The organism is Blastomonas sp. AAP25 (genome assembly GCF_001295965.1).
In the GTDB taxonomy this organism is placed as follows: Bacteria; Pseudomonadota; Alphaproteobacteria; order Sphingomonadales; family Sphingomonadaceae; genus Blastomonas; species Blastomonas fulva.
In genome coordinates, this window is record NZ_LJHP01000032.1 from 39,068 (window position 1) to 57,844 (window position 18,777).

Consider the following 18,777-nt stretch of genomic DNA (forward strand, 5'->3'; position numbering starts at 1 on the left):
GCTGATGCGTTGATGGGTCGTCATGACGAATGCCATGACATGGCCGTGCGACAAACGAACGGTGCTGAAGGGTTATTGTTTCCCTTGGCACGAAAGATATGTCGGCATTGGCCGGATCCGGGGCGTTTGCCAGCACACATTTCATCGGATAGGTTTCGCCCCATGACCAAGCCACGTCCGTTCCACATCGATATCCCCCAGGCCCAGCTCGACGATCTGAGGCAGCGCATTCTGGCGGCGCGCTGGCCCGAAAAGGAGACGGTGGATGACTGGGATCAGGGCATCCCGCTGGCCGTGGTGCAGGACTATGCAGCCTATTGGGCGGACGGCTATGACTGGCGCGCCTGCGAGGCGGCGCTCAACGCCTATCCGCAGTTTCTGATCGAATTCGACGGCGTCGACATCCATTTCCTCCATATCCGCTCAGCCCATGAGGGCGCGCGGCCGCTGATCATGACGCATGGCTGGCCGGGATCGGTGATGGAATTCATGGAGGTGATCGAGCCGCTGACCAACCCGGCGGACCCGGCGGACGCCTTCCACCTCGTCATTCCCTCGCTCCCCGGCTTCGGCTTTTCAGGCAAGCCCACCGAGACGGGCTGGTCGATCACCAAGATCGCCAAGGTGTGGAACGACCTGATGCTGGCTTTAGGTTATGAGCGCTATTTCGCGCAGGGCGGCGACTGGGGATCCGGGGTAACGCTGGAGATCGCGCGGCAAAATCTGGGCGCGTGCGCAGGCGTGCATTCGAACATGGTGCTGGCGCTGCCTGACCCTGCGACGATGGCGGACCTGAGCGATCTGGAAAAGCGCGCGGCGGCGCGGATGCAATATTATCAGGAGAAGGAAAGCGGCTATTCGGCGATCCAGAAGACGCGGCCGCAGACCATCGGCTATGCGCTCGCCGATTCCGCGGTGGGCCAGATGGCCTGGATCCTCGAGAAATTCCGCAACTGGTCGGATTGCGACGACACGTTTTCGGGCTTCAGCCGCGATGCATTGCTCGACACGATCACCTTGTACTGGCTGACCAACTCGGCAGCCTCCTCGGCGCGGCTCTACTGGCACAGCTTTTCGAACATGGGGTTCGACCCGGTCAGCGTGGCGATGGGCGGGACGATCTTCCCCAAGGAGCTGTTCCAGACCTCGCGCCGCTGGGCGGAAAAGCGCTTCAGCAACATCATCTACTGGAACGAGGTCGATCACGGCGGACATTTTGCCGCGCTTGAGGTGCCGCAGATCTTCGTGGAAGAAGTCCGCGCCTGCTTCCGCAACGCTGCGCTCTGACAACACACGAACCCCGCCAGCACTGGGCTGACGGGGTCCTTCGATCCTCAGATGTTACTTCGAAATGCGGGTACTGGTAATGCCCTGCTTTTCCAGGATCGCCTGCACGCTGTCCTTGCCGACCAGATGCGCCGCGCCGACCGCGATGAACACGGTGCCCGGCTGTTCCATCCGCGCCTTGATCCAGTTGGCCCAGTTGGTGTTGCGGTCGGTCAGCAGCGCGTCGTACAGCCCCGGATAGCTCTCGAAGCCTTCGTTGAGCAGCGTGTCGAGCCGGGTCAGATCGCCCTTGCCCCAGGCGTCGACCATCGTGTCGATCTGGGCGGTGACCTCGGGGACGCCATCGAGCGTCACGTCGAGGAACGCGATCTGCTCCTTGGTCGCGAGCGAATTGAAGATGCCCAGCTGCTGCTCGATCGTCTCGAGCTGGCCGACCGGCTTGGCCTGCGCCTTGGCGGCGTTGGACAGCACCTTTTCGGCACCGCTGTTTGGGTCATAGCCCTGCATCAGCAGCGGCACGGTGGTCAGCGTCACCGCAGCGAACCACGGCTTGTAGCCGTCGAGCGATGCCGCCGGAATTTTGAGCGTGCCCAGCGCGGATTCGTATTTGGCGAGCACCGGGGCATCGAGCAGGCTGCGCAGCGTGGTACCGGCCGGGTTGGTCGCCATCTTCGACAGGATCGTGGGCATGATCGACGGGTCCTCGGGCTCGGTGACTTCTAGCACCAGCTCGTCCGATCCGTCGAAAGCGGCCTTGATGTCGTCCTTCAGCCAGTTGAGCCCCGGGCGCAGCACATGCACCGTGCCGAACAGATAGATGGTGGTGTCCTTGTCACGCACGATCCACATCGCAGGGTTCACGTCCTGCGTCGCAGGCGCGGTGGTGGGGGCGGCGCCCAGCACCTCGGCGACGCTTGTCTGATCGCGCGCCAGCAGCGGCTGGCTGGCAAAGCCGAGCGCGGTAACGCCGGCAAGCGCGAGCGTGGCGGCGGTGGTTCGCAGTGTTCTGGTGATGGTCATGATGGGAAGTATCCTTTGATCGTGTTGGGGGAGGGGAATGAAAAAAAAGGTCTGTCAGCGCAGCTTGTACCAGGCATAGGCGATTGCGCTGGCGGCGAACCCTGCCAGGAACAGCCACAGCGCATCGGGCTCGGGCACGATGCCGCCCTTCCACAGGATGAACCATGTCGGATAGCCGATGAGCATGACATTGCCGGCGACGACCGTGGTCTTGATGTGAATCGTCCTTTCCAGCTCGTCCGAGACCTGCATCAGCTTCCACGAGCCGATGGTGGTGGCAACGACGAACAGGATGGCGCTGGCCACCGCGAGCCAGGGCGGAATGCTGTTGGCGGAAAGCAGGTCTGCCTTCTCGTCCTCGAAAAAGCCGACCAGAAAGCCCGACAACAGCCCGATGCAGAACAAAGTGCCCACCACCAGGTTGACCCGGCGCTTGCGCTCCCGCGCACGCGCCTGCCAGTCTGTTTCAGCCATGATCGCCTCCGTTGAACTCGTCATCGAAAATCTCCTCGATTGGCATTTCGAACAGCCGCGCGATCCGGAAGGCGAGCGGCAATGAGGGGTCATATTTTCCGGTCTCGATTGCGTTGATCGCCTGGCGCGAGACATCCAGTCGCGCGCCGAGTTCGGCCTGGCTCCAGTCACGCTCGGCGCGCAGCACCTTCAGCCGGTTCTTCATGTCGTCCATCCGTGGGTCATCCTCTCGCCTCCTCGCGGCCCGATCACGCCAGCACCAGAAAGACCGGGGCCAGCAACACCGCCGCACCGCCTGAAGCGGGCGAGGGGACATCGGGGGCATCGCCGCTGATCCACACGCACAACAGCCCGGTCAGCAGCGCCGATCCCAGCCCCGCGACCCACAAGGGCGGGCGGCGGACGGTGCGGGCGTCGAGCGCGGGGCGGAACATGGTCATCGCGAAGTCCTGTCATTGTCCACTGACCAAATGTCAGCTTACCCTGACTTTATGTCGTGATTCGCTGACCATGTCAAGTGACCCTGACTTAGTGGCAGTGACGCATGACATCCGCTACGGAAAGTGGCGGATTTCGGTGGCTGGTCAGCCCCCGCCTGCGCTGATAGCCTGTCGGCCAACGACAACGGGAGAGACAGCCATGGCGGACGAATCGGCCACCAGCATTCACGCGCGCACCTGCCATCTGTGCGAGGCCAATTGCGGCGTGCTGGTCGAGGTGCAGGGGCGCACCGTCGTCTCGATCCGCGGCAATCCCGATCATGTGCTCAGCCGCGGCCATATCTGCCCCAAGGCGACCGCGCTCGCGGATCTGCAGGACGACCCAGACCGGCTGCGCCGTCCGGTCAAGCGCGTGGGCGACAGCTGGCAGGAGATCAGTTGGGATACCGCCTTTGCCGAGATCGGTGCGCGGATGGCCGAGGTGATGGCAGGCGGCGGACAGCCCGCGATGTACATGGGCAACCCCAATGCCCACAATTACGCCACGGGCACGCAGACCGGCGTTCTGCGCAAGGCGATGAAGCTGCGCACGCTGTATTCGGCTTCGACGCTCGACCAGATCCCGCACCAGTTGATCCAGATGTGGATGTACGGCCACAACGCGCTGTTCCCGATCCCCGATGTCGATCGCACACGGTTCATGCTGATCATCGGCGGCAACCCGCTTGCCAGCAACGGCAGCGTGTGGACCGTCCCCGATGTGAAGAAGCGGCTGAAAGCGGTGCAGAAGCGCGGCGGGCAGGTGGTGGTGATCGATCCGCGCCGCACCGAGACCGCCAAGATCGCCGACGCGCACCATTTCATCCGCCCCGGCACCGACACCGCCTTGCTGCTCGCCCTGCTCAAGGCGCTCGACCAGGCGGGGCTGGTCAAGCCCGGCAGGCTCGAGCCGATGCTCGACGAGGGCTGGGCGGCTGCCTGGGCTGCGATCCGCGGCTTCGATGTCGCCCGCCTGGCGGCGCATTGCGGCATTGCCGAGCCGGTGATCCGCGATCTGGCAGCGACCTTGGGCAGTGGCGAGCCGGCCATCGTCTATGGCCGCATGGGGGTTTCGGTCACCGAGGCGGGGACGCTCAACCTGTGGCTGATCCAGCTGCTCAATATCGCGACCGGCAATCTGGACCGCGAGGGCGGGGTGATGTTCTCGTCCCCCGTGGTCGATCTGGTGGCGGGCGCTGGCCCCGGGACCTACGACCGTTTTCGCTCGCGGATCGGCGACCGGCCCGAGGTGATCAGCGAATTTCCTAGCGCGCTGCTGCCGCAGGAGATTGCGACCCCGGGCGACGGGCAGATCAAGGCTCTGGTGGTGCTCTCGGGCAATCCGGTGCTTTCGGCGCCCGGCGCGTGGGGCGAGGCGCTGCCGCTGCTCGACCTGATGGTGTCGGTGGACATGTACGTGACCGCCACCAGCGCGCACGCGCACTACATTCTGCCGCCTTGCGGTCCGCTCGAAAAGGATCACTATCCGCTGTTGCTCGGCCCGATCGCGATCCGCAATTATGCCGATTACTCGGCTGCGACGCTGCCGATGGAGGAAGGAGCCAAAGCGGACTGGGAGATCGTCGCCGAGATGGCGCGCGCGATCCTGCACGCCCGCGGCGAGGCGGTGCCCAACATCGTGCCCCCGCGCACCGTGCTCGCCTCGATGCTCGCGCGATCGGATTACGACGTGACACTCGAGGAACTCGAGGCGAACCCTAATGGCAGGGATTTCGGTCCACACGTCCAGCGGCTGCCTGAGCGCCTGCAGACACCAGACAAGCGCATCGCCTGCGCGCCGGCATTGTGCCTGGAGGCACTTGAACAGTGGCGCACGGCGCTTGCCGACACCCCGGCGGACTCCCTGCTGCTGATCGGGCGGCGGCATGTGCGCAACAACAACAGCTGGCTGCACAATTCGCCAAGGCTGGCCAAGGGGCCCGATCGCTGCACGGCGATGATCCACCCCGATGATGCCGTGGCGCATAGTGTCACCGATGGCGATCTGGTGCGGATCACCAGCCGCGTCGGATCGGTCGAGGTTGCCGCCGAGATCAGCGAGGATGTGATGCCGGGGGTGATCTCGATCCCGCACGGTTTCGGGCATGACAAGCCGGGGACGCGGCTTTCGGTTGCGGGTCGGCGCCCCGGCGTGTCGCTCAACGATCTCACCGACCCGCAAGCAATGGACCCAATTTCGGGCAATGCGGTGCTCAATGGAACGCCGGTGACGCTGGAGCGGGTGCGCGAAGCGGTGGCGGCGGAGTAGCTCCCGCCGCGATTTTCCGGTCCCCCGCGAAAGGCGGGGGCCCATCTCCCGGTAGGCGCGACATCGACGGGGCAGGAGATGGGCCCCTGCCTGCGCAGGGGACCCGAAGAAGTGGGAAGACCTGCGATCACCCAAGCAAAACTTGGCCCCCGCACACCAAGCCTGAATCACCTGCGACTTGACCCCAGCGCCTCCATCGGCCAAAGCGCGGCGCAATCATTGTGCACTTGCGAAGGCCCGGACTTTTGAGCGAGCAAAGCCTCTCATTCCAGGACATGATCCTGACCCTGCACAGCTTCTGGAGCCGTCATGGCTGCCTGATATTGCAGCCTTATGACATGCCCATGGGCGCAGGGACGTTCCACACCGCGACCACTTTGCGCGCGCTGGGCCCGGATCCGTGGAATGCGGCGTTCGTCCAGCCCTGTCGCCGCCCGACCGATGGCCGCTATGGCGAGAACCCCAATAGGCTGCAGCATTATTACCAGTATCAGGTGATCCTCAAGCCTTCGCCCGGCGAAATCCAGCAGCTCTATCTCGACAGCCTGACCGCGATCGGCGTCGATCCGCTGCTGCACGACATTCGCTTTGTCGAGGACGACTGGGAAAGCCCGACGCTCGGCGCCTGGGGGCTGGGCTGGGAGGTCTGGTGCGACGGCATGGAGGTGACGCAGTTCACCTATTTCCAGCAGATGGGCGGCTTCGACTGCAAGCCTGTCGCGGGCGAGCTGACCTACGGGCTCGAGCGGCTGGCGATGTACATCCAGGGCAAGGACAGCGTCTACGGCCTCGATTTCAACGGTAACGGCGTGACGTATGGCGACGTGTTCCTGGAAAACGAACGCCAAATGAGCGCGTGGAATTTCGAGGTGGCGAACACCGAGAGCCTGTTCGACGCGTTCCGCAAGGCAGTCGCCGAGTGCGAGAACTGCCTCGACGCGAAACTGCCGATCCCGGCCTATGAGCAGGCGATCCAGGCGAGCCATGTCTTCAACCTGCTGCAGGCGCGCGGGGTGATCTCGGTCGCCGAACGCCAAGCCTATATGGGCCGCGTGCGCGATCTCGCGAAGGGCAGCTGCCAGGCATGGATGGAGAAGAACGGGTGGGCGGCGTGACCGATTTCCTGCTCGAACTGCTCTCCGAGGAAATCCCCGCGCGGATGCAGGGCAAGGCGCGCGCCGACCTCGAGAAATTGTTCGCCGAACAGCTCGCCGCCGCCGGCCTCAAGGCTCAGAGCCTGCAGACCTTCTCGACCCCGCGCCGCCTCGCATTGATCGCGCGCGGCCTGCCCGAGACCACCGAAGCCGTGTCCGAGGAGCTCAAGGGCCCACCCGCCGATGCGCCCGATGCCGCGGTCGATGGCTTCCTGCGCAAGGCGGGGCTGACCCGCGACGCGCTCGAGACCCGCGACGTCAAGGGCCGCGCGACCCTGTTCGCTGTGATCGAAAAGCCCGGCCGCGCCACCGCCGATGTGCTGGCCGACGCGATCCCCGCGATCATCCGCGCCTTCCCCTGGCCCAAGTCGATGCGCTGGGGCACCGCGAGCCAGACCACGGAATCGCTGCGCTGGGTGCGTCCGCTGCAGGGCATCATCGCGCTGCTCGGCGGCTATGTCGTGCCGTGCGAGGTCGATGGCCTGGTCGCGGGCGACAGCACGGTCGGCCACCGCTTCCACCACAAAGGCGCGGTGACGATTGCGGGCGTCGAGGATTACGCGAGCGCGCTGCGTGCGGCGCACGTGATCGTCGATCATGACGAGCGCGCGAGCATCATCCGTGGCGGCGCGGCCAAGGCAGCGTCGGACGCTGGCTTCGCGCTAGTCGAGGACGAAGGGCTGGTGGTCGAAAACGCCGGGCTCACCGAATGGCCGGTGCCGCTGCTGGGCCGTTATGACCCGGCGTTTCTTGAGGTCCCGCCTGAAGTCATCCAGCTAACCACCCGGATCAACCAGAAATATTTCGTCGTGCGCGATGCTGCAGGGGCATTGGCGCCCGCGTTCGTCTGCACTGCGAACATTTCGGCGCACGATGGCGGCAAGGCGATCGTCGCGGGCAACGAGAAGGTGCTCGCAGCGCGGCTCTCCGATGCGCGGTTCTTCTGGGAACTCGACCAGAAGAAGACGCTCGAGCAGCATGCTGAGAAGCTGCAGAACATCGTGTTCCACGAAAAGCTGGGCACCGTCGCCGACAAGGTCGAGCGCGTCGCCAAGCTGGCGCGGTGGTTGTGCGAAGAGGGGATCGTCAAGGGCGACGCGGCGCTCGCCGAACAAGCCGCACACCTGTGCAAGGCCGATCTGGTCACCGAGATGGTCGGCGAATTCCCCGAACTTCAGGGGCTTATGGGCGGTTATTACGCGGCGAAGGAAGGTCTGGACCCCCAGGTCGCGGCCGCCATCCGCGATCATTACAAGCCTGTCGGTCAGGGTGATGATGTGCCAACTGCGCCGGTGACGGTTGCGGTGAGTTTGGCGGATAAGCTGGATACGATTGCCACATTCTTTTTTGCGAACATGCCACCCTCGGGATCGAAAGATCCATATGCCCTTCGTCGATCCGCTCTCGGTATACTGCGTCTCGTTCTGTCAAACGGAATACGCGCCAATTTGGCCTGGGTTTTGGCTTATCCCATTAGCCAGTTTGCCGGAATGCAGATTGGGCGAGGCGATCGCCAGCGCTTTGATGATGCTATGGCTGCATTAAACAACGCGATCGGTTTGCTTCCCGTAATCGACGAAGATGAGGCACGGAACCAGGCTCTGGCCGCTTCACTCTCCGATGAGGTTCTCGATCAGGTTTACGAAACCCTGGTCATGCCCTGCGTTCTTAACCTTCTCGACTTCTTCGCCGACCGCCTCAAGGTCCAGCAGCGCGAAGCCGGGGTCCGGCACGACCTGATCGACGCGGTGTTTGCGCTGGGCGGCGAGGACGATCTCGTCCGCCTGCTCGCGCGCGTCCATGCGCTCCAAGCCTTTGTCGAGACGGGCGAGGGTGGCAATCTGCTCGCGGGGTACAAGCGCGCGGCGAATATCCTCAAGAAAGAGGGACGAGGCGATGCGAGCGCGACGGTCCACACGCCGGAAACCGGTGGCGGCATTGCGCAGACCGGTGAGGAAGATCCGCTGTCGATGGTCGAGGATCCGGGGGTCGCGCTGGCCGTTGCGGAAATGGCGCAGCCCGGCTCCGGGCTGCCCTATGATCCCGAACCGGCGGAGATCGCGCTGATCGAAGCGCTCGATAAAGCCGAGCCGCTCGCCGAGCTCGCCATCCATGGCGAGGATTTCGAAGGCGCGATGGCCGCGCTTGCGGTTCTGCGCGCGCCGATCGATGCGTTTTTCGATGACGTGACCGTCAACGATACTGACCCCGCCAAGCGCGCCGCGCGGCTGAACCTGCTGGCGCGGTTCCGCGCTGCGGTTCACCGGGTTGCCGATTTTTCGAAGATCGAGGGATAATCTCGACACCCTTCACCAACATTCAAGACGGACAGGCAGTATTGCGATGACCAAATATGTGTACCGGTTCGGTGGCGGCGCCAATGATGGTGGCGCGGGTGACAAGTTCCTGCTGGGCGGCAAGGGCGCGAACCTTGATGGCATGGCGTCCATCGGCCTGCCGGTGCCGCCGGGCTTCACCATCAGCACCGAAATGTGCACGCGCTATTATCAGGATGGCGAGGTGTTCCCTGACAGCCTGAAGGCCGAGGTCGCAGAAGGGCTCAGGCATATCGAGGCGATCACCGGCAAAAGCTTCGGCGATGCCGCCGATCCGCTTCTGGTCTCCGTCCGCTCGGGCGCGCGTGTGTCGATGCCCGGCATGATGGACACCGTGCTCAACCTGGGCCTCAACGATGCCACCGTCGAGGGGCTGGCGCAGGTTTCGGGCGACGAGCGCTTCGCGTGGGACAGCTACCGCCGCTTCGTCCAGATGTATTCGGACGTGGTGCTGGGTCTCGACCATGATGCGTTCGAGGAAGCGCTCGAGATCATGAAGGAAGACAACGGCTTCTTCAGCGATACCGAGATGGAGGCGAAGCACTGGAAGGCGCTGGTGGCCGAATATATGGCGCTGGTGCAGGACCAGTGGGGCAAGCCGTTCCCGCAGGATGTGCACGACCAGCTCTGGGGCGCGGTCGCCGCGGTGTTCGGATCGTGGCAGTCGGAACGCGCCAAGGTCTATCGCCGGCTTAACGACATTCCGGCCGAATGGGGCACCGCGGTCAATGTGCAGGCGATGGTGTTCGGCAACATGGGCGACACCTCGGCGACCGGCGTAGCGTTCACCCGCAACCCCTCGACCGGCGAGAACCTGTATTATGGCGAGTTCCTGATCAACGCGCAGGGCGAGGACGTGGTCGCAGGGATCCGCACGCCGCAGTACCTGACCCGCCAGGCGCGCGAGGAAGCCAATGCCAAGCCGCAGAGCATGGAAGAGGCGATGCCCGAAACCTATGCCGAACTGGCGCGGGTGTTCGATATCCTCGAAAAGCACTATCGCGACATGCAGGACATCGAGTTTACGGTCGAGCGCGGCAAATTGTGGATGCTGCAGACCCGCTCGGGCAAGCGCACCGCCAAGGCGGCGCTGCGGATCGCCGTGGACATGGCCAATGAAGGCCTGATCACTGAGGAAGAGGCGATCGCGCGCGTCGATCCGATGGCGCTCGACCAGTTGCTCCACCCCTCGCTCGATCCCGATGCGGTGCGTGACGTTCTGACCAAGGGCCTGCCTGCGTCTCCGGGCGCGGCGAGCGGGCTGATTGTGTTCGATGCCGACACCGCCGAGCGTCGCAACGAGATGGGCGATTCGGTGATCCTTGTCCGCATCGAGACCAGCCCAGAGGACATCCACGGCATGCACGCGGCGCGCGGCATCCTGACCGCACGCGGCGGGATGACCAGCCACGCTGCCGTGGTCGCACGCGGCATGGGGCGCCCCTGCGTCTCGGGCGCGGGCAGCCTCTCGATCGACAACAAGGAGCGCGTGCTGCGCATCGGCAAGCGCGAACTGCGCGAGGGCGACACCATCACCATCGACGGCACCACCGGCGAGGTGATGATGGGCTCGGTTCCCACCGTGCAGCCCGAACTGGTCGGCGATTTCGGCGTGCTGATGGGCTGGGCCGACAAGGTCCGCCGCCTCAAGGTGCGCACCAATGCCGAGACGCCCGAGGATTGCCGTGTCGCGCGCGATTTCGGTGCCGAGGGCATCGGCCTGTGCCGCACCGAGCACATGTTCTTTGAGGCGAGCCGCATCACCAATGTCCGCCAGATGATCCTCGCCGAGGATGAGGCGGGCCGGCGGGCCGCGCTCGAAAAGCTGCTACCCGAACAGCGCGCCGACTTCCACAGCATCTTCGAGGTGATGGCGGGGCTGCCTGTCACCATCCGTTTGCTCGACCCGCCGCTGCACGAGTTCCTGCCGCACAGCGAGAGCGAGTTTGCCGAAGTCGCACAGGCTGCAGGCGTCGGCGTCGAGGTGCTCAAGCGCCGTGCCAACGAACTGCACGAGTTCAATCCCATGCTCGGCCATCGCGGCTGCCGCCTGGGCGTCACCTACCCTGAAATCTACGAAATGCAGGCGCGCGCGATCTTCGAGGCGGCGTGCGATGTCGCTGCCGAAAGCGGCGCGGCACCGATTCCCGAGGTGATGATTCCGCTGGTCGCCACCCGGCGCGAGCTCGAGCTGATGAAGAAGGTGGTCGATGTCGCCGCCGAGATGGTGTTCGCCGAAAAGGGCCGCCGGATCGAATATCTGGTCGGCACGATGATCGAGCTGCCGCGCGCGGCGCTGATGGCCGACGAGATCGCCGAGGTGGGCGAGTTCTTCAGCTTCGGTACCAATGACCTCACGCAGACCACGCTGGGCGTAAGCCGCGACGATGCGGGACGGTTCCTCACGCAATATGTCGACAAGGGCATTTTCGCGCGCGATCCGTTCGTCAGCCTCGATATCGAGGGCGTTGGCCAGCTGATCGAGATCGCGGTCGCCAAGGGCCGCAAGACGCGCCCCGACATCAAACTGGGCATCTGCGGCGAGCATGGCGGCGATCCTGCCAGCATCGCGTTCTGCGAGACCACCGGCCTCGATTATGTCAGCGCCTCGCCCTATCGCGTGCCGATCGCAAGGTTGGCTGCGGCACAGGCGGCGCTGAAGAAGGCCTGATTCTCTCTCCCCTCCCGCTTGCGGGAGGGGCGGGCGGCGTCATGCCGCCGCGTCGCGTCTAATCCTCTTGCGTTATGCCTCGATCTTCCGGCATAGGCTGTGCCAAAACAGGAGGGGTCATGCACGCTGGGGTTCGCTATGGGTTGCTGCTGGTGGCCGGGCTGGCGCTCGGGACGGGCGCAGCGGTGGTGCAGTTGCGCCAGAGCTTTGCCTCGCTGGGCATCGAAAACGGACCCTGGCGCACCGCCGCCAAGGTGGGTACCAAGGACGCGAGCGTCGCCACCCGCGCCACGGTGGCTTTGCGCGGCTTGCTGGCGCTGCCCGAGCGCGAGGCGATCTATTTCAACGCGGACGAGGATAGCGCCGGGCGCAAGCTCAGCGGCAAGTGCAGCTATCGCGTGTCCGGTGGCGCGATGGATGCGCGCTGGTGGAGCCTGACGCTGTATGACGCCAAGGGCTACCTCATCCCCAACCGGGCAAGCGTGTATTCGCTGGGCAGCGCCGCGCTTGCGCCTGTGGAAGCGTCGAACTGGCAGGTCGATATCGCCCGCACCCGCCGGGGCACGCACTGGATCGCGATGCCCGACGACCGGCCGTTCGAGCTCACGCTGCGCGCCTATCACCCTTCGGCAAAGCTGCTTGCCGCGCGGGGCAGCGTGACGCTGCCGCGAATCGAGCGCAGGGAGTGCCGGACATGAGCCGCTGGATCGGACCGCTGATCGTCGCCGTCCTGGCTGCGCTGGCTGCGTGGTACACCACCCTGGCCGCCGCCCCGATGGTGATCATGGACCGCGCCTGGGAGCAGCTGGCGGCGCAATCGGGCTTCAACCGCATGGCGCACGGCCCGCTGGTCACCGCCGAAAGCCAGTTCGTCGTGCGGCCCAGCCCGGACCTTGCCTATTCGGTGTGTGCGTTCGATCTGACCCAGGGGCCGCTCCGCGTGCATGCGCACCCCGTGCCCGGCCATTACTGGTCGCTTACCGTGTTCGACAGCGAGACCAACGTCGCGTTTGTCGAAAGCGATCGCGACAGCAAGGGCGCGCCGGTGGAGGTCATCCTGGCGACCGCCGACCAGACGGTACCGTCCGGGGTGCGCAATGTGACCATGCCGGGCGCCAAGGGGGTGGCGCTGCTGCGCGTGCTGCTCAACGACCGCGCGGAATTCGACGCGGTGACTGGCTATCGCAAGCAATCCTATTGCCAACCTTTGAAGCAGCCCTGAACCCCGTCATTCCCGCGAACGAGAGAATCCCGCTTCTGCGCGATCGCGGCAAAACAGCGGGACCCCCGCGTGCGCGGGGTGACGGTTTGAGATAGTCATGGCCCCTAGACAAGCGTCGCGCGGGCTTGCATACCTGTTTTAACCGGACGATTAAACGAGCGCGAATCCAGCCGCGCCGCATCGTCCGCTCATGCAGGAGAGAGAAGATGTCATCCCGCCCGACGCCAGCCGAACTGGCCGATTACGAAGCCCAGGCCGACGCCTGGTTCCGCGAGAACACCCCCAAGGACCCCGGCTTCATGCTGCCTTTGACCTTCATGGAGGTCAGCACTGACCAGCAGTTCGATTTCCTCTGCGCCTGGCAGCGCAAGGTGTACGAGGCGGGCTATCTCGGCGCGAGCTGGCCTGTCGAATATGGCGGCGGCGGTCTGCACCCCGATTTCCAGCGCATCGCCACCAAGGTGATGAAGAAGTACGATGGCCCGATCATGCTCAACGCGATCGGCATCGGCTGGGCCGGACCGCTGATCATGGACATCGGCAGCGAGGAAGAGAAAAAGAAATACATCAAGGGGATGCTCAACGCAGAGGATATCTGGTGTCAGGGTTTCTCCGAGCCCGAGAACGGCTCAGACCTCGGCAATGCGCAGCTCAAGGCGGTGCGAGACGGTGATGAGTATGTGCTCAACGGCTCGAAGATCTGGACCTCTCTGGGCGACCGCGCCAAGTACATGATCCTGCTCGCGCGCACCTCGAACGAGGGGCCGAACAAGTATGCGGGGCTCAGCTTCTTCCTCTCGCCGATGCACGCACCGGGGATCGAGACGCGGCGGATCAAGAAGCTCACCGGCGAATATGGCTTCGTCCAGTGCTTCTTCACCGATGCCCGCATCCCCGCCGAATGCCTGATGGGCAACGAGGGCGATGGCTGGCAGATCGCGATGAAGACGCTGGAGTATGAGCGCGGTGCCAAGGTGAACCTTGCCGGCGGCTATTTCCTCAAGGAGCTCGACGCGATGGGCGTGGTCGAGCTTGCGCGCCAGTCGCAGCGCGGCGGCAAGCCGTTGCTCGACGATCCGGTGATGAAGGACCGGATGGTCGATTTCATGATGGATATCCAGGCGCTCAATCTCAACAACCAGCGCCGCCGCATGGGGCCTTTGGTGCAGGACCGCCCGATGGGGCTTGCGCTGATGAACAAGCTCGCGCGCACAGAGATGATCCGCGAGCTCACCGAGTTCTCGCTGAGCTTCCAGGGCACGCGCGGCGGCTATTATGTCGATGATCCGTGCGCGGTCGACAACGGCTATTGGCACCGCAGCTACTTGAACAGCTTCTCCGCCACGATCGGCGGCGGCACCTCGGAAATCCAGCGCAACATCATCGCCGAGCATGTGCTCGGCCTGCCGAAGGGGCGCTAAACCATGGCTTTCAGCGAAGGAAATCTCGCCGACCATCTCGGCGCGCTGAGCTACAGCGAAGAGCAGATCGAGCTGATGGATGTCGCGACCAATTTCTGTCGCGACAGGTCGCCGATCGACAAGGTGCGCAAGCTGATCGAGGACGAGCGGGGCTATGACCCCGCTGTCTGGCAGGAGATTGTCGACCTCGGCTGGCTGGGTATCGCGGTGCCCGAGGCGCAGGGCGGGGTCGGGCTGTCGATGGCCGAAGTCGCGCCGATCGCAGAGCAAATGGGGCGGCGGCTGCTCGCCACGCCGTTTGCGACCTGCACCATCGCCGCGCAGGCGCTTCTGGCGGCGGGCGACGAGGTACAGTGCGGCGAATGGCTGCCGCGCATCGTGGCGGGCGAAGTCGCGACGCTGGCGCTCACCGAACCGCATGGCGACTGGAACCTCGGCCATGTCGAGGCGACCGCCAAGGCGAGCGGCGACGGCTATGTCCTCTCGGGCACCAAGCAGTTCGTGGTCTATGCAAAGCATGCCGCCTTGGTGATCACATCGGTGACCGTCGAGGGCGCGGTGCGGCTGGCGCTGATCGAGCGTTCGGCGATCCCCGACAGTGCCTTGCGCCGCGAGATCATCATCGACGAGACCAAGCGCAGCTACGAGCTCACCCTCGACGGGATCACCATCCCTGCGTCCGCGCTGCTCGATGCCGGACGCTCGGGCACGGCGCTGACGCAGATCGAGCTGGCGAGCGCTTTGCTGCATGCCGCCGAGATGTGCGGCGGGACGCAGAGCGCGATCGACTACACGATCGAGTATCTGAAAACCCGCAAGCAGTTCGGAAAATTGATCGGCGAATATCAGGCGCTCAAGCACCCGATCACCAACGCCTATGTCGGCTATGAAAAGGCGCGCTCGCACATGCTCAGCGCGGCGCACAATTTCGGCCAGCAGGGCGTCGGCGAGATCGCGGTGCGGATGGCCAAGGCGTCCGCCGACAAGGCCTACAGCTTCGCCGCCGACCGCGCGGTGCAGTTCCACGGCGGCTTCGGCTTCACGCACGATTGCGACGCAGGGCTCTACCGCCGCAGCGCAATCTGGCACGCCAGCCAGTATGGCGACGCCGCCTGGCACCGGGCCAAGCTGGCCGATCTTCTGTTCTGACCCTTCACAAGGAATTCGATATGTCTGAAGTGCAAACCCTCGCGGACGATGGCGTCCTCATCATCACGATCAACCGGCCCGAAGCCAAGAATGCGGTCAACCGCGCGGTGGCCGAAGGCATGGCGGCGGCGCTGGAAGAGCTCGACAGCAACGACGCCCTGCGGGTCGGCATCATCAAGGGAGCAGGCGGTACCTTCTGTTCGGGAATGGACCTCAAGGCCTTCCTCACCGGTGAGCTTCCGATGGTCAAGGGCAAGGGCTTTTGCGGTTTTGTTGAAGCGCCGCCCAGGAAGCCGCTGATCGCCGCGGTCGATGGCTATGCGCTCGCGGGCGGGATGGAGGTCGCGCTGACCTGCGACCTGATCGTGGCCAACAGCAAGGCGCAGTTCGGCATCCCCGAGACCAAACGCGGCCTTGCAGCGGCGGCCGGCGGGCTCATGCGGCTGCCGCGCCAGGTTCCGCCGCGCATCGCGATGGAATTGGCGCTCACCGGCGATTTCATCTCGGCGCAGCGCGCGTACGAGATCGGCTTCGTCAACCGCGTGGTCGAAGGCCCCGCGATCGATGGCGCGCTCGAACTCGCGCACAAGATCAGCGCCAACGGCCCGCTGGCGGTGCGCGTGTCCAAGCAGGTGATCGTCGAATCGCGCGGCTGGAGCGACGGGGAAATGTGGGGCAAGCAGCAGGAGCTCGTCGGCCAGGTGATGGTCTCGCAGGATGCCCGCGAGGGCGCGGCAGCGTTCGCGCAGAAGCGTGCGCCCAACTGGACCGGCAAGTAACGCCGCACAATCGCTGCATATTGCATTTAGCGGTGATTGGCGCACAAGGCGGGCAGGGTCGCGCCTGACTGGAGTCGTGCATCGATGATGCTCCTGCCCGCCCTGCTGCTGACCACCGTAACCCCGCCGGCTTGCCCGGACCGCACGATCAATGCCGCCGACCTGTGCCAGAACCGCGAGATTGCGGCGCGCTGGGCCGATGTCGAGACGGCGATGCGCGCCTGGCAAAAGGTCGATCCGCGCAAGGCGACGATCGCCGAGCGCCGCGACGAGGCGCTGGCCGATCTGCGCCGGGGGTTCGAATATTCGCCCGACGATAGCCCGCAACAGGCCAATGCGGATGTGATCATCGAGAGCCTGGGCTATGTGAAGGCCGAGATCGACGGGCTGACCCAGATCGCCTCGTCGATCCGCACGCCGGCGAGCTTCGGGCCCGGGCTGGCCAGGGACTGCCTGGTCGGCGCGGTGGTCAACTGCGTGGTCGAATCCGCCGGGTTCCTCAACGCGGGCGATGAAGGCAAGGCGCGCGCGATTGCCTGGCAATATGTCAGCGGGCTGGACGCCGGCGGCGGCATACCGCTGCGCATGACCATCGCCTGGGACATCGGCGGGGCAAAACCGGTGCTGATCGGCTATACCAGCACCGAGGGCGAGGCCGAGCCGCCGCGGCTGGTCGATAATGGCGAGGATATCATCCTGCATCTGCCTGCGCGCACCGCAGGCACCGGCGAGGGCAATGCCGACAGCCTGTTCCTCTATCGCACCGGCGCATGGGTCAACATCGGCATGAACAGCTGGAAGACCGAGCTTCGCACCCGCCTGCCCGAGGGCATGGGGCTGTGGAAGGGGGTGGACTACGACTATTACGGCCTCAGCAGCTATTTCCCGATCTGGCGCGACAGCGACGCCAATTGCTGCGCCACCGGCGGCAACGCCTATGCGGTGTTCAAGATCGTCGATGACCGGCTGAAGATCGACACGCTCGATTTCACTCCAGATGCCGCGGTGCAGGTCAAGCCGCTGGCGTGCCCGATCCTCCAGGCCAGCTACCGCTCGCCCTGGCCGACGCGCTTCACGCTGCACTTCGAAAAGCCCGCGCTGCCCCCCAGCGCGCAGTCGGACATGGTCGCGGTGATCGAGCAGACCGACGAGGACGACAAGCTGATCTTCCGCAGGTATTTCAGCTTTGCGGGCTCCAACGGCTTCGGCTCGACGACCTTGATCCCGGTCGATGGAATGGGCGATGCGCAGAACCCGCCGCAGATGCTGCCCGAGGCAGAGGGCGAGGAATCGCTCTACTTCCACGCCTTCATCGGCGAGCCGAACGGGATGAAATACATCTCCACCCCGCCGATGCTGGACAGCCCCGCGCCCTTGGGCGTGTTCATGCCCGATCTGGCGCGCTCGCTCTGGTACGACGGCATTCCCGACCCCAAAGGCGGCCCGCCGATCCGCGTCGAGATGCCGCGCGACATGTGGATGGGGGAGTGTGCGGAGTAGGGGGGAGCGACGTCCGCTAATGGATAAGGAATGTGTCGGCGCTTATGGCGGGAACTGGGTGGGAAGCTGCCATCGCCGTCTAGCAAATCGCTCCCATAATTTCATTCTACAGGACTTGAGGCTACTTCGATTGAAATCACGCGGTCCAGGACGATTTCTGATGCGTAGCTGCCCAAATGACCATACCCTCCGGGCTCTCCGGAATAACGTGTCTTTCTACCAATAAACGATATGTGATAGCTCTTGCCGTTGGACTCGCCGAATAGACGAGGTGTAAGCCATATATCGGCCTTCGCTTCGTTACATTCTTTTTGATCCACTTCGTTTGGGCAGAACACCGAATGTTCGTAATGGTTCAACCAACGACCATGCCAGACCTTTGCGGATTCCATGAAGACGCATTGATCGGTGGGCAGCATTGTGTTTACGGGCTCACCATCGACCATCTTTTCTCGCATGCAAGGCACATCTCCACCCTCAGCCGCGCTACGTGACAAAGCTATCTGCTGATCTATCGGGTTAATGTAAGCCATATACGGGATATCGCCGTATGGCCTTATGTCAAATACAGGGACTTCCTCGTCCGAAACACCCATCTTTGACTCGGGCTCCACTCCGCGACTGTCTGGCCTGCATCCAGCTAGGAAGACGATAGCGACGAGGTAAGGCAGGCTTCTCACTCAGCTATGCTACATTCGATTGAAAGTCCGAACAATACAGACGTCATTGAAATGTCCGCAATGGGGTCGTTTGCAGACCGGCAGATTTTTTCCTGAGCGGTTGAAAAGCCGCCACCGCATCCGCTCAGCCTGAGCTTGTCGAAGGCCCCGCTATACGGCCAGCGTGGGCGCGAGTCCTTCGACTTCGCGGGCTGCGCCCGCGGCTCAGGATGAGCGGGGGTGGGTGAAGGCCCTGCACTCAAATCCTCCCCCTTGGGGGAGGGGGACCGTTCGCGCAGCGAATGGTGGAGGGGTAGCGTCCGGGTGCCAATCGACTAGGGCAGCACAACGCCGCTG

General features: G+C 64.3%; 16 protein-coding genes. 11 read left to right on the top strand and 5 right to left on the bottom strand.

The window, feature by feature from the left end:
• Window positions 1-162 precede the first annotated feature (162 nt).
• Window positions 163-1,287, top strand: a complete 1,125-nt coding sequence (locus IP68_RS17135; protein WP_054136230.1) for an epoxide hydrolase family protein — start codon at window positions 163-165, stop codon at window positions 1,285-1,287.
• Between the two features lie 54 nt (window positions 1,288-1,341).
• On the opposite strand, the gene IP68_RS17140 is transcribed toward IP68_RS17135, so the two are convergent.
• From IP68_RS17140 to IP68_RS17155, 4 genes are read right to left on the bottom strand one after another with little or no spacing between them, the layout of a single operon-like run.
• Window positions 1,342-2,307 carry a TraB/GumN family protein gene (locus tag IP68_RS17140; protein ID WP_054136231.1) on the bottom strand — a complete coding sequence of 322 codons (966 nt, stop codon included), beginning with the start codon at window positions 2,305-2,307 and terminating at the stop codon, window positions 1,342-1,344.
• Between the two features lie 54 nt (window positions 2,308-2,361).
• Entirely contained in the window at window positions 2,362-2,781 is a 420-nt protein-coding gene (locus IP68_RS17145) for a hypothetical protein (RefSeq protein ID WP_054136232.1), read from the bottom strand.
• The gene (locus tag IP68_RS17150) at window positions 2,774-2,986 is read right to left on the bottom strand and encodes a helix-turn-helix transcriptional regulator (protein WP_054136251.1); all 213 of its coding nucleotides are present in this window, start codon (window positions 2,984-2,986) and stop codon (window positions 2,774-2,776) included. The genes IP68_RS17145 and IP68_RS17150 overlap by 8 nt, the downstream gene beginning before the upstream one ends.
• A gap of 43 nt (window positions 2,987-3,029) precedes the next feature.
• Entirely contained in the window at window positions 3,030-3,221 is a 192-nt protein-coding gene (locus tag IP68_RS17155) for a hypothetical protein (RefSeq protein WP_054136233.1), read from the bottom strand.
• Window positions 3,222-3,420: 199 nt separating this feature from the next.
• On the opposite strand from IP68_RS17155, the gene IP68_RS17160 reads away from it, so the two are divergent.
• The 10 genes from IP68_RS17160 (at window position 3,421) to IP68_RS17205 (ending at window position 17,761) form a co-directional block, all read left to right on the top strand.
• Window positions 3,421-5,529 (top strand): molybdopterin oxidoreductase family protein, encoded by a 2,109-nt coding sequence (locus IP68_RS17160; protein ID WP_054136234.1) that lies wholly within the window; start codon window positions 3,421-3,423, stop codon window positions 5,527-5,529.
• Window positions 5,530-5,804: 275 nt separating this feature from the next.
• Complete coding sequence (locus tag IP68_RS17165; protein WP_054136235.1) at window positions 5,805-6,644, top strand: glycine--tRNA ligase subunit alpha; 840 nt, start codon at window positions 5,805-5,807, stop codon at window positions 6,642-6,644.
• A complete protein-coding gene (gene glyS / locus IP68_RS17170) occupies window positions 6,641-8,980 on the top strand; it encodes a glycine--tRNA ligase subunit beta (RefSeq protein WP_054136252.1) in 2,340 nt (779 codons plus the stop codon). The genes IP68_RS17165 and glyS overlap by 4 nt, the downstream gene beginning before the upstream one ends.
• 46 nt (window positions 8,981-9,026) lie before the next feature.
• Window positions 9,027-11,690: a pyruvate, phosphate dikinase gene (ppdK, locus tag IP68_RS17175; protein WP_054136236.1), complete on the top strand. Its 2,664-nt coding sequence runs from the start codon at window positions 9,027-9,029 to the stop codon at window positions 11,688-11,690.
• Between the two features lie 119 nt (window positions 11,691-11,809).
• Entirely contained in the window at window positions 11,810-12,388 is a 579-nt protein-coding gene (locus IP68_RS17180) for a DUF1214 domain-containing protein (RefSeq protein WP_054136237.1), read from the top strand.
• Window positions 12,385-12,912: a DUF1254 domain-containing protein gene (locus IP68_RS17185; protein ID WP_054136238.1), complete on the top strand. Its 528-nt coding sequence runs from the start codon at window positions 12,385-12,387 to the stop codon at window positions 12,910-12,912. The genes IP68_RS17180 and IP68_RS17185 overlap by 4 nt, the downstream gene beginning before the upstream one ends.
• Window positions 12,913-13,118: 206 nt before the next feature.
• Window positions 13,119-14,333 carry an acyl-CoA dehydrogenase family protein gene (locus tag IP68_RS17190; protein ID WP_054136239.1) on the top strand — a complete coding sequence of 405 codons (1,215 nt, stop codon included), beginning with the start codon at window positions 13,119-13,121 and terminating at the stop codon, window positions 14,331-14,333.
• Window positions 14,334-14,336: 3 nt separating this feature from the next.
• Window positions 14,337-15,482 (top strand): acyl-CoA dehydrogenase family protein, encoded by a 1,146-nt coding sequence (locus tag IP68_RS17195; RefSeq protein WP_054136240.1) that lies wholly within the window; start codon window positions 14,337-14,339, stop codon window positions 15,480-15,482.
• Window positions 15,483-15,502: 20 nt separating this feature from the next.
• Window positions 15,503-16,261 (top strand): crotonase/enoyl-CoA hydratase family protein, encoded by a 759-nt coding sequence (locus IP68_RS17200; RefSeq protein ID WP_054136241.1) that lies wholly within the window; start codon window positions 15,503-15,505, stop codon window positions 16,259-16,261.
• An 84-nt stretch (window positions 16,262-16,345) separates the two neighbouring features.
• Complete coding sequence (locus tag IP68_RS17205) at window positions 16,346-17,761, top strand: hypothetical protein (protein WP_054136242.1); 1,416 nt, start codon at window positions 16,346-16,348, stop codon at window positions 17,759-17,761.
• Window positions 17,762-17,862: 101 nt separating this feature from the next.
• On the opposite strand, the gene IP68_RS20350 is transcribed toward IP68_RS17205, so the two are convergent.
• Window positions 17,863-18,357 carry a hypothetical protein gene (locus IP68_RS20350; RefSeq protein ID WP_156318227.1) on the bottom strand — a complete coding sequence of 165 codons (495 nt, stop codon included), beginning with the start codon at window positions 18,355-18,357 and terminating at the stop codon, window positions 17,863-17,865.
• Between the last annotated feature and the right edge of the window lie 420 nt (window positions 18,358-18,777).